Annotated in this window: 11 protein-coding genes; 6 read left to right on the top strand and 5 right to left on the bottom strand. The window is 58.1% G+C overall.

Annotated elements, in window-relative coordinates:
• Window positions 1-52: 52 nt before the first annotated feature.
• Window positions 53-1,828 (bottom strand): aspartate--tRNA ligase, encoded by a 1,776-nt coding sequence (gene aspS / locus PM04_RS05850; RefSeq protein ID WP_038004568.1) that lies wholly within the window; start codon window positions 1,826-1,828, stop codon window positions 53-55.
• Window positions 1,829-2,068: 240 nt separating this feature from the next.
• Here aspS and bchE point away from each other — a divergent pair, with 240 nt between their 5' ends.
• The 6 genes from bchE to PM04_RS05820 all read left to right on the top strand — a co-directional run bounded on the left by bchE (window position 2,069) and on the right by PM04_RS05820 (window position 10,601).
• The gene (bchE, locus tag PM04_RS05845) at window positions 2,069-3,688 is read left to right on the top strand and encodes a magnesium-protoporphyrin IX monomethyl ester anaerobic oxidative cyclase (RefSeq protein WP_038004566.1); all 1,620 of its coding nucleotides are present in this window, start codon (window positions 2,069-2,071) and stop codon (window positions 3,686-3,688) included.
• Window positions 3,688-4,284 (top strand): bacteriochlorophyll 4-vinyl reductase, encoded by a 597-nt coding sequence (bchJ, locus tag PM04_RS05840; protein WP_038004564.1) that lies wholly within the window; start codon window positions 3,688-3,690, stop codon window positions 4,282-4,284. Before bchE ends, bchJ begins: the two co-directional genes overlap by 1 nt.
• A 37-nt stretch (window positions 4,285-4,321) precedes the next feature.
• A complete protein-coding gene (locus PM04_RS05835) occupies window positions 4,322-5,218 on the top strand; it encodes a YihY/virulence factor BrkB family protein (RefSeq protein ID WP_052068217.1) in 897 nt (298 codons plus the stop codon).
• Window positions 5,219-5,349: 131 nt separating this feature from the next.
• Window positions 5,350-8,673, top strand: coding sequence for a carbamoyl-phosphate synthase large subunit (gene carB / locus PM04_RS05830; RefSeq protein ID WP_038004562.1), 3,324 nt, complete (start codon window positions 5,350-5,352; stop codon window positions 8,671-8,673).
• Between the two features lie 159 nt (window positions 8,674-8,832).
• Window positions 8,833-9,942, top strand: a complete 1,110-nt coding sequence (locus PM04_RS05825) for a beta-ketoacyl-ACP synthase III (RefSeq protein WP_038004560.1) — start codon at window positions 8,833-8,835, stop codon at window positions 9,940-9,942.
• A gap of 77 nt (window positions 9,943-10,019) precedes the next feature.
• The gene (locus tag PM04_RS05820; RefSeq protein WP_038004558.1) at window positions 10,020-10,601 is read left to right on the top strand and encodes a thymidine kinase; all 582 of its coding nucleotides are present in this window, start codon (window positions 10,020-10,022) and stop codon (window positions 10,599-10,601) included.
• On the opposite strand, the gene PM04_RS05815 is transcribed toward PM04_RS05820, so the two are convergent.
• The 4 genes from PM04_RS05815 to PM04_RS05800 are packed head-to-tail and all read right to left on the bottom strand — an operon-like array spanning window position 10,598 to window position 13,218.
• Window positions 10,598-11,551, bottom strand: a complete 954-nt coding sequence (locus tag PM04_RS05815) for a D-glycerate dehydrogenase (RefSeq protein WP_038004556.1) — start codon at window positions 11,549-11,551, stop codon at window positions 10,598-10,600. The two genes, PM04_RS05820 and PM04_RS05815, sit on opposite strands and share 4 nt — an antisense overlap.
• The gene (locus PM04_RS05810; protein WP_038004554.1) at window positions 11,551-11,889 is read right to left on the bottom strand and encodes a tRNA-binding protein; all 339 of its coding nucleotides are present in this window, start codon (window positions 11,887-11,889) and stop codon (window positions 11,551-11,553) included. The genes PM04_RS05815 and PM04_RS05810 overlap by 1 nt, the downstream gene beginning before the upstream one ends.
• Before the next feature lie 3 nt (window positions 11,890-11,892).
• Window positions 11,893-12,687 carry a pyrroline-5-carboxylate reductase gene (proC, locus tag PM04_RS05805; RefSeq protein ID WP_038004552.1) on the bottom strand — a complete coding sequence of 265 codons (795 nt, stop codon included), beginning with the start codon at window positions 12,685-12,687 and terminating at the stop codon, window positions 11,893-11,895.
• Window positions 12,688-12,714: 27 nt separating this feature from the next.
• Window positions 12,715-13,218 carry a YbjN domain-containing protein gene (locus tag PM04_RS05800; RefSeq protein ID WP_038004549.1) on the bottom strand — a complete coding sequence of 168 codons (504 nt, stop codon included), beginning with the start codon at window positions 13,216-13,218 and terminating at the stop codon, window positions 12,715-12,717.
• Between the last annotated feature and the right edge of the window lie 129 nt (window positions 13,219-13,347).

Here is a 13,347-nt window from a genome sequence, read left to right as displayed (position 1 = left end):
AAAGCGCCCGGCACTGAGGACGGACGCTTTTGAATAGTCTGTACGGGTGAACCTAGTCTTGCGGAATAACCCGCAGACCCAACTCCATCAGCTGATCTGGCAAAGGCTCGGACGGCGCCGACATCATCAGATCCTCGGCCCGTTGGTTCATTGGGAACAAAATAACTTCGCGAATATTCGCCTCATCCGCCAAAAGCATCACGATCCGGTCGATCCCGGCAGCACAACCGCCGTGCGGTGGGGCACCGTATTGGAAGGCGTTAACCATCCCGCCAAACCGTTTACGCACTTCGTCCGCGCCGTAACCGGCCAGTTCAAACGCTTTGAACATGATCTCAGGCTGGTGGTTCCGGATCGCGCCAGACACCAGTTCGTAGCCGTTACACGCTAGGTCATACTGGTATCCCAAAACGTTTAGCGGATCGTTTTCGAGCGCGGCCATCCCGCCTTGCGGCATGGAGAATGGGTTATGCGAGAAATCGATTTTACCGGTTTCTTCGTCAGCCTCATACATCGGGAAGTCCACGATCCAGGCGAACGCAAAGCGATCTTGGTCCGTTAGACCCAATTCGTCACCGATGGTTGTGCGGGCCTTGCCTGCAACACGTTCAAACGCGCTGGCTTTGCCGCCAAGAAAGAACGCCGCGTCGCCGACACCCAGACCCAGTTGCTCCCGGATGGCTTCGGTACGCTCGGGTCCAATGTTTTTCGCCAAGGGACCAGCGGCCTCCATGCCTTGGCCCTGATCGCGCCAAAAGATGTAGCCCATGCCGGGCAGACCTTCTTTTTGCGCGAAGGCATTCATACGGTCGCAGAATTTGCGCGAGCCACCCGTGGGGGCGGGGATGGCGCGAATTTCGGTGCCGTCCTGCTCCAGCAATTTGGCAAAGATCGCAAAGCCGGACTCGCGGAAGTGCTCAGACACGTCCTGCATCTTGATCGGGTTGCGCAGGTCGGGCTTGTCGGTACCGTACCAAAGGGCCGCATCGCGGTAGCTGATCTGCTCCCACACAGTGTCGACCTTGCGGCCGCCGCCAAATTCTTCGAATACGCCTTGGATGACGGGCTGGATCACATCAAACACGTCCTGCTGTTCCACAAAGGACATCTCAAGATCGAGTTGGTAGAAGTCCGTGGGCGAACGATCTGCGCGGGGGTCTTCGTCGCGGAAACAGGGCGCGATCTGGAAATACTTGTCGAAGCCCGAGACCATCAGCAGCTGTTTGAACTGCTGCGGTGCCTGTGGAAGCGCATAGAACTTCCCGGGGTGCAGACGCGAGGGCACGAGGAAATCGCGCGCGCCTTCAGGGCTGGAGGCCGTGATGATCGGCGTTTGGTATTCGCGGAAGTTGTCATCCCACATCCGCTTGCGGATGGAGGACACAACGTCCGAGCGGAGCGTCATGTTGCGCTGCATTTTTTCGCGACGCAGATCGAGGAAGCGGTATTTGAGGCGCGTTTCCTCGGGGTATTCTTGGTCACCAAAGACCATGAGAGGCAGTTCACCCGCGCCACCTAGAACTTCGACGTCACGGATATAGACCTCGACCTCACCCGTGGGCAGCTTGGGGTTGATTAGGCTCGCGTCACGCGCCTTTACGTTTCCGTCGATCCGAATGCAGAACTCAGAACGCAGCTTTTCCACGTCTGAAAATACGGGGCTGTCGGGGTCGCACAACAGCTGCGTCATGCCATAGTGATCGCGCAGATCGATGAACAGCACGCCGCCATGGTCGCGGATACGGTGTACCCAACCAGAGAGGCGGACCGTGTCGCCTTCGTTGGCTTTGGTCAAATCAGCACAAGAATGGGTGCGGTAGGCGTGCATGTCAGGCTCCGTTGCATGTCCGGGTGCGGGGTCGGGCCGATACACCGCGCGCGCGCCCAGATGTCAAGCCGCGTCGGGGTATCTGGGCTCTCGGAAGCCTCCGGCGGGAGGTATTTAGGGAACAAAGGAGTAATTTTGGTTAACAAGCCGGCTGTTGACTGGATTGAGAATTTTGATCTGTGTCAGTTTTTCTGAGGGTTAAATGTGTCAGATTTACTTGACACCCCAAGGAGCCAGCCCATGCGCATTGTTTTGATCCACCCCAATTACCGTTCTGGTGGCGCCGAAATCGCGGGGTCGTGGCCTCCGGCGTGGGTGGCGTATTTGGCCGGGTCGCTCAAGAAGGCGGGATATACTGATATCCATTTTTTCGACGCGATGACCGACAACATGTCTGAAGGCGAGTTGCGCGTGAGGCTTGCCGAATTGCAGCCGGACGTTGTTGGCTGCACCGCCATCACCCCGTCGATCTATGTGGCCGAGCGCGTTCTGCAAATCGCAAAAGAGGTGGTGCCGCAAGCATTTGGCATCCTTGGCGGGGTGCATGCGACGTTCATGTACAAACAGGTCCTCTCGGAAGCACCTTGGATTGATTGTATTGTACGGGGTGAAGGTGAAGAGATCATCGTTGACCTGATGAATGCGCTTGAGGACGGCCGTTGGGAGACAGACCGCAAGCGCATTCATGGTATCGCCTATCGAGACCAGGAGCAGATTATCGCCACGCAGGCGGCATCAACCGTCAAGGATTTGGATGGGTTAGAGCCTGATTGGACGCTTCTGAATTGGCCGAACTATCAATACATCCCCCTTGGCGTCAGGGTGGCCATCCCGAGCATGGCGCGCGGCTGTCCGTTCACATGTTCATTCTGCTCGCAATGGAAATTTTGGAGAGATTACCGCGTGCGCGATCCACTTAAGGTCGTAGATGAAATCGAAACACTGGTGAATGAGCAGCAGGTCGGCTTTTTTATCCTCGCGGACGAAGAGCCCACGATCAACCGGCGTAAATTTATTCAATTTTGTGAGGAATTGATCAAACGCGACCTGCCGTCCCGCGTGCAGTGGGGCATCAATACTCGGGTCACGGACATCATGCGCGATAAGGAGCTGCTGCCCTTGTACCGCAAAGCCGGACTGGTCCACGTATCGCTGGGCACTGAGGCCGCAGCGCAACTAAAACTGGACCAATTCAACAAAGAAACCCGCGTTGAAGAGAATAAGGAGGCCATTCGTCTGCTGCGTGAGGCCGACATTTTCACCGAGGCACAGTTCATCGTCGGCTTAGACAACGAGACGCCCGAAACGCTTGAGGAAACGTTTCAGATGGCGTGGGATTGGCAGCCTGATCTGGCGAACTGGGCGATGTATACGCCCTGGCCCTTTACGCCGCTGTTTCAGGAAATGAAGGACAAGGTCGAGATTTTCGACTTTTCTAAGTATAATTTCGTGACCCCCATCATGGCGCCAGATGCCATGGATCGCGCGACATTATTGGACCGTGTGATGCACAATTACCGTCGGTTTTATTCACGCAAAGCACTTTGGCACTATCCATGGCGCGGCACGGGATATCGGCGCAAATATCTACTCGGCTGCCTCAAGGCTTTCGCCAAGGCAGGGTTTGCGCGCACGTTTTACGATCTTGGGAAAGCCAACTATTGGGGGCCACAGTCCAAAGAGGGCGTGAATTTCAACTTTGATCGCACCCGCACGATTGCTCCCGCGCAAATGGATGACTGGCTCAGCACGGCGGATATCGCTTCTGCCAAGCGGGCCCGCAAAAAGGCGCTCGACACCAAGGAGTTGGTTATCCCCGCTTGCGGCGGCGGCACGGAGCAAGCCGAGGAGTTGCTGTGATGCCGCACAGCGCATCGACACCCGGACGCATCGGGCCAAACGCAATATTGCAGATGCTTCCGGTGTTGGAGGCTGAGGGCGGCAAAAAGCTGGCCAACGCGATGCTTGAGGCCGCAGGGATTGACGCCCTCCCCCCCGACACCGGGCTAATCCCCGAAGCCGGGGCAGCGGCCCTGCACCAAGCGATCCGGACCCACTTGCCGGAACGTGCCAAATCCATCGCGACCGAGGCGGGCATGCGCACTGCAGACTATGTGATCGCCCACCGCATTCCACCGCTGATCGTCTGGCTGTTGCCGCGATTGCCCCACCGGATAGCGGCGCGGTTGTTAACGAATTCGATCCAGCATCACGCCTGGACCTTTACCGGCTCGGGACGGTTCAATGTGATCAGCCATGCACCTATCCGCCTGCAAATCGCCGACAACCCCGTTGTGCGGGGTGAGGTCGCGGATGCTCCGCTGTGTCACTGGCATGCGGCGGTGTTCACCCGGCTGTATCAGCGCCTTGTGCGCGCGGACTATACCGCCCACGAATTGGAATGTTGCGCCAACCACCATCCCGCATGCCGGTTCGAAATAACCCCGACGTCATGAACACTCCGCTTGAGCGGCGCGAGCGGATCGGGCAACCATGGCGGATATGTTTGATCGCGCCACACTAGATCGGCTGAAACGCGGGGCTTTGTTTGTCTGGGCCCTCAACACGCGGCTGGCAGAGCATCGTATTGCGCTGATTTCAGCGGGTGTGGCGTTTTATGGACTGCTCGCTCTGTTCCCCGCAATTACGGCGGGCCTTGCCTTGGGTGGGCTATTGATTGAGCCGGAGCAAATCTTGGCCCAAGTGGACCTATTCACTGACATCATACCCGAAGACGCGATCGACATCGTGATGAGCCAAGCCACCGCCGTCGCGGGTGGTGATGGGCTGGGGCTAGAGGTCGCGGCGTGGGTTGGGTTGGGCGTGGCCCTTTATTCCAGTTCTCGTGGGGTTGCGGGGCTGATGCAGGGGTTGAACGCCGCACATGAGACAACAGAGACACGCGGCTTTGTCGCCAAGACCGCCACACGCTTGGGCCTGACGGTGGCGCTGATTCTTGGGGCGGTGCTGGGCCTGTCTGCAACATTGCTGGTCCCAGCCGCGGTCGCACTTTTGGGGCCGGTGATCGAATTTGGCCCCTTGGGCGCGGTCTTGGTGTGGGGGCTGATGGTGATTGTGATCCTTGCAGGGCTGACCGGGCTTTACCGTTTTGGCCCAACGCGGCCTTTCGCAACACGCGCATCGCTGCGCGGGGCTGGTGTCGCCTGCGTGCTATGGCTGGCGGGATCTGCGGTCTTTGCGTTCTATGTGGGCAACTTTGCGTCTTATAACCAAAGCTTTGGCGCGCTTGGGGGCGTGATCGTACTGCTGACGTGGTTTTGGCTTTCGGCGTTCATTATCCTGCTGGGGGCTGAGGTGAATGCGCTGTGGAATGCGCCCAAATCATCGGACCAAACACCCCACACCGCGCCAAGCCACGAGCAGCCCTAGCCCATCCGCCCGCATACACGCACAGGCTGTTAGCCAAATCGCGCGTTCCCCCCTTGCGTCCATTCCACCCATGCCTATAACGCAGTCAATTTGCCGCCACCGCTGCCTCAACTTCGTCCGGAGAGCCCACCATGCCCAAACGTACCGATATTTCATCCATCATGATCATCGGTGCAGGCCCCATCGTGATCGGGCAAGCATGCGAGTTCGACTACTCCGGCGCTCAGGCTTGTAAGGCGCTCCGCGAAGAAGGCTACCGTGTCATCCTCGTGAACTCGAACCCCGCGACCATCATGACCGACCCGGGCCTTGCGGACGCAACCTACATCGAGCCAATCACCCCCGAAGTTGTCGCCAAGATTATCGAAAAAGAGCGCCCCGACGCGCTGCTGCCCACGATGGGCGGCCAGACCGGACTGAACACCTCCCTCGCGCTAGACGATATGGGTGTGCTTGAAAAATTCGGCGTCGAGCTGATTGGTGCCAAGCGTGCAGCCATCGAAATGGCCGAGGATCGCAAACTTTTCCGTGAGGCGATGGACCGTCTCGGCATCGAAAACCCCAAAGCTACCATCGTCGCCGCCCCCAAGAAGGATAATGGCAAGTACGATATCGCCGCTGGCGTGGCCGAGGCCCTCGATGCGCTGGAGCACATTGGCCTGCCCGCCATCATTCGCCCTGCCTTTACGCTCGGTGGTACAGGCGGCGGCGTTGCTTATAACCGCGCCGACTACGAAGCCATCTGCCGGAGCGGGCTTGAAGCATCCCCCATGGCGCAAATCCTTGTGGATCAGAGCCTTTTGGGTTGGAAAGAATATGAGATGGAAGTTGTGCGGGACACCGCCGACAACGCCATCATTGTCTGCTCCATCGAAAACGTGGACCCCATGGGTGTCCACACCGGCGACAGCATCACAGTGGCTCCGGCCCTGACGCTGACCGACAAAGAATACCAACTGATGCGCACGCATTCGATCAACGTGTTGCGCGAAATCGGTGTTGAGACAGGCGGCTCCAACGTTCAGTGGGCCGTAAACCCCGCTGACGGCCGCATGGTCGTGATCGAAATGAACCCACGCGTCTCGCGCTCTTCGGCGCTGGCCTCTAAGGCGACGGGTTTCCCCATCGCCAAGATCGCCGCGAAGCTGGCCGTGGGCTACACTTTGGATGAGCTGGACAACGACATCACCAAGGTCACGCCCGCCTCATTCGAGCCGACCATTGACTATGTCGTCACGAAAATCCCCAAATTCGCGTTCGAAAAGTTCCCCGGCTCTGAGCCGCTGCTAACCACGGCGATGAAATCCGTGGGTGAGACGATGGCCATCGGCCGCACGATCCACGAATCGATGCAAAAGGCATTGGCCTCAATGGAATCGGGCCTCACTGGCTTTGACGAAATCGACATCGGCACGGACGTCGCTGGGATCAAGCGTGAGTTGTCCCGCCAAACACCCGACCGCATTCGCGTGATCGCCCAAGCCATGCGCGAAGGTCTGTCAAACGACGAAATCCAAGCAGTCACCGCATTTGACCCATGGTTCCTCGACCGCATCCGTGAGATTGTCGATGCTGAGGCTGAGGTCCGCAAAAACGGCCTGCCCGTGACCGAAGCTCCTCTGCGCGCGCTCAAAATGATGGGCTTTACCGATGCCCGTCTCGCCAAGCTAACCGGCCGGACCGAAGATAACGTCCGCCGCGCGCGCCTTAACCTTGGTGTGACCGCGCAGTTCAAACGGATTGATACCTGTGCCGCTGAGTTTGAAGCGCAAACACCCTACATGTACTCCACCTATGAGACACCTGTCATGGGTGAGCCCGAGTGTGAGGCCCGCCCGAGCGACGCCAAAAAGGTTGTCATTCTAGGCGGTGGCCCCAACCGTATCGGCCAAGGGATCGAGTTCGATTATTGCTGCTGTCACGCCTGTTTCGCGCTGAGCGATCAGGGCTACGAGACGATCATGATCAACTGCAACCCCGAGACGGTCTCGACCGATTACGACACCTCGGATCGCCTGTATTTTGAGCCGCTGACGTTTGAGCACGTGATGGAAATCCTGCGGGTTGAGCAAGACAACGGCACGCTACACGGTGTGATCGTACAGTTCGGCGGTCAAACCCCGCTGAAACTGGCGAATGCGCTGAATGAAGCGGGCATTCCCATTCTGGGCACCACACCTGACGCCATTGACCTTGCAGAAGACCGTGAGCGTTTCCAAGAGCTTGTGAACCGTCTGGGCCTAAAGCAACCGCGCAACGCGATTGCGTCCAGCGACGATGAGGCCCGTATCCGCGCCGAAGAGCTTGGCTATCCGCTGGTGATCCGCCCCTCCTATGTGCTGGGTGGCCGCGCGATGGAAATCGTCCGCGACACGGCCCAGCTAGAGCGGTACATTGCCGAAGCCGTGGTTGTCTCGGGTGACAGCCCCGTCCTGCTAGACAGCTATCTGTCCGGCGCGATTGAAGTGGATGTAGATGCTCTGTCTGACGGTGAAAACGTTCACGTAGCAGGCATCATGCAGCACATCGAAGAAGCCGGAGTTCACTCCGGTGACAGCGCATGTTCGCTGCCCCCGCATTCGCTGTCCTCCGACATCCTCGACGAAATTCGCCGCCAGACCGTTGATCTCGCGCTGGCACTTCGCGTTGTTGGCCTGATGAACATCCAGTTCGCGGTCAAAGGCACCGATATCTACCTGATTGAGGTTAACCCGCGGGCATCTCGCACGGTGCCTTTCGTGGCCAAAGCCGTGGACAGCGCGATTGCCTCAATTGCCGCGCGCCTGATGGCAGGTGAGCCGCTGTCGAACTTCCCGTTGCGCGCGCCCTACGCGGATGACGCGGCGACCGGCGAACACTTGCCTCTGCCCGACCCTATGACATTGGCTGACCCCAACACACCGTGGTTCTCGGTCAAGGAAGCCGTGCTTCCCTTTGCCCGCTTCCCCGGCGTCGATACAATCCTGGGGCCAGAAATGCGCTCAACCGGCGAAGTTATGGGCTGGGATCGCTCCTTCCCGCGCGCGTTCCTGAAGGCACAGATGGGCGCAGGCGTTGAGCTGCCCAAAACAGGCACCGTGTTCATGTCGATCAAACCCGAAGACAAGACTGAACAACTGGTCGAAACCGCGCGCGTCCTTGCGGAGAAGGATTTCACGATCCTTGCGACGGACGGAACGGCCAAGTTCCTTGCGGACCACGGCATTGCGTCGACCCGCGTGAACAAGGCCTATGAGGGCGGACGCACTATCGTCGACGTCATGAAAGATGGCGAAGTCGACTTGGTCATGAACACGACCGAAGGCGCGCAAGCTGTTGAAGACTCACGCTCTATGCGCAACGTCGCCTTGATGGACAAGATCCCCTACTACACCACGCTCGCTGGCAGCCTCGCCGCTGCTCTCGCGATCAAAGCGCGGGACGAAGGGGACGTTGGAGTCCGCTCGCTACAATAAAGGCGCCGCGTCTTTTAATACCTTTGGGCATCCCCCGACGTGCGGGGTGCCCCAGCACACCGCAAAGCGCCTAGCGTCAACATCGCTCTTCCGTAGCGTCTTTGTTGACCTGACCCTCCCTTTCCTCGCAGTTGATCAGGACACATGCGGAGGGGTCAGATGCGGACAGTTTCCATTACTGGACACGGGGTTTTCACACCCTCGCAGATCATTACCAATGATGAATTGGTGGTGGCCTTTAACGCGTTCGCCGATGCCCAAAATGAAAAACACACAGAAGAAATCGCGGCTGGCACCGTAGAGGCAATCGCACACTCCAGCGCCGACTTCATCACATCCGCTTCGGGGATCAATCAACGATATGTCGTTGATAAAGAAGGTGTTCTCGACCCTACCCGCATGTTCCCAAAGCTCGCCTCTCGGCCAGACAACGCACCCGGTCAAATGGCCGAAATGGGGATAGATGCGGCACGCACGGCGCTCAAAATGGCCGGAACTGATGCTGCGGACGTAGACCTTGTGATCTGCGCGGCATCGAACCACGAACGCGCCTATCCGGCCGTCGCGATCGAAATCCAGCAACTGCTGGGCGCCGGGGGCTTTGCATTTGATATGAACGTCGCCTGCTCATCGGCCACGTTCGGACTGCAAGCCGCAGCAGACATGATCAAATCAGGCAGTGTTTCCAAAGCCTTGGTCATCTGTCCTGAAATCTGCTCCGCACACCTCGAATGGCGGGACCGCGACTGTCACTTCATCTTTGGCGACGTCGCAACTGCGCTCTTGCTCGAGGCTGACGCAACCTGTGGCTTTCGGATCGACAGCACCCGCTGCGCGACTGAATTCTCGAACAATATTCGCAACAACAACGGGTTTCTCCGTCGCACGCGCGATCAAATGGAGGATCGGCGGGACATGCAATTTATGCAAAACGGCCGTAAAGTCTTTAAGGAAGTGCTGCCCATGGTCTCGGCGCACATCAAAGCGCACATGGCAGATGAAGGCGTGCAAGCCTCTGATCTCAAGCGGCTTTGGCTGCATCAGGCGAATAAAACAATGAACGACTTCATTGGCAAAAAGGTTCTTGGCCGCACGCCCGAACCGTTTGAGCAGCCCAACATCCTGCAGGATTATGCGAATACTTCTTCAGCAGGGTCGATCATTGCGTTTTCAAAACACTCAAGCGATATGGCACCGGGTGATCGCGGGCTGATCTGTTCCTTTGGCGCGGGCTATTCCGTGGGATCAGTCGTGTTAACCAAGCACTGAAATGGCTTTGCGTTAACGAGCGTAAAGCGGGGGTAAAAGCCCCTTGAACCTTGCCCCTCGGCCACGGATAAACCCATATGGCCAAGCTCTATTTCAACTATTCCACCATGAATGCCGGCAAATCGACTTTGCTGTTGCAGGCATCATACAACTACATTGAACGCGGTATGCAGACCTATTTGCTGACCGCGAATTTTGATGATCGTGCTGGCGATGTTGGCGTCATCGGCTCCCGTATTGGGATCGAAGCGAAGGCGGATATCTACGATCAAACGACTGACATATTTGAGATAATTCAAGACAGGCTCGCACACGGGCCCTGCGCCTGCGTGTTGGTAGATGAAGCCCAATGGCTGACGCGCGAACAGGTCTGGCAAATTGCGCGCGCAGTGGATGATCTGGGCATCCCAGTGATGTGTTACGGACTGCGGGTCGACTTTCGTGGTGAGCTGTTTCCCGGCTCAGCAGCGCTTCTCGCTCTTGCGGATGAAATGCGCGAGGTCCGTACGATTTGTCACTGCGGGCGCAAAGCCACGATGGTGATCCGCACCGATGCTGATGGTCGCGCCCTAACTGAAGGCGCGCAAATTGAGGTCGGCGGCAATGATCGTTACGTCTCTCTCTGCCGACGACATTTTCGCGAAGCTACAGACAGTTAGACTGCATTCGGCACCGGACTTTCGGCTGCGAACGCCATCACGTTGGCCAATGCCATGCGCCCCATGTCCTCACGTACTTCTAACGCAGCGGTGCCCAGGTGCGGCAGTAGAACGACGTTTTCCATCGCTTTGAGGGCGGCGGGAACTTTTGGTTCAAATTCGTAAACGTCCAGGCCTGCACCGGCGATCTGTTTAGCCTGAAGTGCGGCCACAAGGGCTGCTTCGTCCACCACATCCCCGCGTGCGATATTCACAAAAATTGCATGTGATTGCATCGCGGCAAACATCGCCTCATTCATCAGGTGATGCGTCTCCGCCCCGCCCGGCACGGCCATAACAACCACATCAGCCTGCGCACATACGTCCCCAACACTCGGGAGTTGCTGCGCGCCTTCAACCGCTTTTTTCGAACGATTATAATAGACTACGTCCATGGCAAAACCCGCACGACAGCGATGCGCGATGGCCTGTCCGATCCGGCCCATTCCAATCACCCCGAGCCGCTTTCCGCTCAGATGGAAGCCCAACATCTGGGTGGGGTGCCAGCCGTCCCACCCATCGGCGCGCAACATCCGCTCGCCTTCACCAGCGCGTCGAGCGGTCATTAACATAAGGGTTAACGCGATATCCGCCGTAGCATCAGTCACGGCCCCCGGCGTGTTCGTCACCTCTATCCCATGCGCGCGTGCTGCGGCGACGTCGATATGATTGTAGCCCACACCAAAATTCGCCAACAGTTTGCACCGAATGGCGCTGGCCGCCTCAAAAACGGCGGCAGAAAACAGGTCACCTAGGGTCGGCAAGATGATGTCGTAGTCCGCCAAAGCCGCCACACATTCGTCTCGCGACATCGGTTGTGTCGTCGTCCGGGTGGTCACGTCAAAACGCGCGTCACCCTCAATTTCAGCCATATTCGCTTCCGGCAAACGCCGTGAAATCAGCAGCTTCATCAATACATCCTTCCGCCAATTGGCACGTCCTTGTCGGGGGTTAGCAAAACCACCTCTCCGTCCTCATCCGGCACCCCAAGCACGAGCACTTCGGACATGAATTTTCCGATCTGACGGGGTGGAAAGTTAACGACCGCCAGCACCTTTTGGCCCGGCAGATCCTCTGGCGCGTAGTGCTTGGTGATCTGGGCAGAGCTTTTTTTCTCACCAATATCAGGTCCGAAATCGACCCACACCTTAATCGCCGGCTTGCGCGCCTCTGGGTAAGGTTCCGCGCGCACAATCTGCCCCACGCGAATATCAACCTTCAGAAAGTCATCAAAGCTAAGGTCGGTCATGCCCTACCCCTTTAACTCTTTGGAACGAGAGGTCGCTGCGGCAACGGTACGCGCGATCAGCTCCGGCAATTCAGGCATCAACACCTCTAGCCCGGCCTGTGTCGTCCCGTTGGGCGAGGTCACATTGATGCGCAATTGTGCGGGGCCTTCATCCGATGCGATGGCCAACGCTCCCGCTCCGGCCACGGTGTGCGTCGCGAGTTTAAGGGCCAGATCGGCATCCAGTCCCTGCGCCACGCCCGCCGCTGCCATAGCTTCGATCAGGTGAAACACATATGCAGGGCCCGATCCGGACAGCCCGGTCACGGCGTCAATTTGATCCTCAGCGTCAAGGCGCACAACCTCGCCAACGGCGCGCAAAATACCCTCGGCCAGATCCAGATCATCCGCAGTTGTGGCGGAATTTCCGACCATCGCACTGATGCCCTGACCTATGGCGGCAGGGGTGTTGGGCATGGCGCGCACAATGGCGGCGCCTGGGAAATGCTGCTCAAATGCGGCGATGGATGTGCCAGCCGCGATCGACAACAGCAGGGTGTTTTCAAGAGATTGAAGTTGCGGCAGCGCCTGTCCCATCATCTGCGGTTTAACTGCGATTATGGCAATCGCCGGGGACAGCGGCAACGGACTGTTAAGAGCCACGCCTTGGGACTGTAGCCAGTCCGACGGGGCCGGGTCAATCACATGCACCGCGGAAGGGGACAGGCCGTCCGCCAGCCAACCGGCCAGCATTGCTGAGCCCATTTTACCACAGCCCAACAGCACAAGGCCGCGCGCGTTTACGTTTGTGAAATCCATCTTAAGCCCCCCTCTTGGGGTGGCAACTTAGGCGCGGCCGTAGGCCTCCGCAATGGCGACTTGCATCGCGTCTTCTGGCTTGCGATCCGCCCAGCAGACCAGCTGAAACGCGGGGTAAAACCGCTCAGACCCGGTGACGGCAGCCTCGATCATGCGGTTGATCTGATCAGGCGACGCAAACGCGCCCCCAGCCAGCGTCAGGCCGTAGCGGTACACCATCAACTTGTGCGGCTCCCAATACGAAAACTGGCCCGTCCAGCACATGTCGTTGCACAGGTTCAAACACTCGTACAGCCCGGGCAGCGAAGCCTCTGGCGGCTCCATCTCAAACGTGCAGATCAGACGCAGCGTTTCATCGTACTCGGACCATGCCAGCGTAATCGAGTATGTGCGCCACTGACCCTCAATCGACATCGATATCTGATCGTCGGTTGTACGGTCAAATTCCCACTCGTGATGCGCAGCAAGCGTCTCAACAACGTCGATAGGGTGAAGCTCATCGGTCTCGTAAAATTGCTCGGACGCGCTCATGGGCTGCACCTCTTTTACCTTGGCCCCTTGCTCAAGGTCACTACAAGGGACGGGGTCGAAATCTAAGGAAAGGGCGGCTTTGCCCCTTCTATACAAAATATGGTGCCCGCCGAGGGGTGAGTCTGTAAA

It is taken from the genome of Thalassobacter sp. 16PALIMAR09, assembly GCF_000765485.1.
Classification (GTDB): domain Bacteria; phylum Pseudomonadota; class Alphaproteobacteria; order Rhodobacterales; family Rhodobacteraceae; genus Thalassobacter; species Thalassobacter stenotrophicus.
This window is presented reverse-complemented; position numbering and strand designations above follow the sequence as displayed.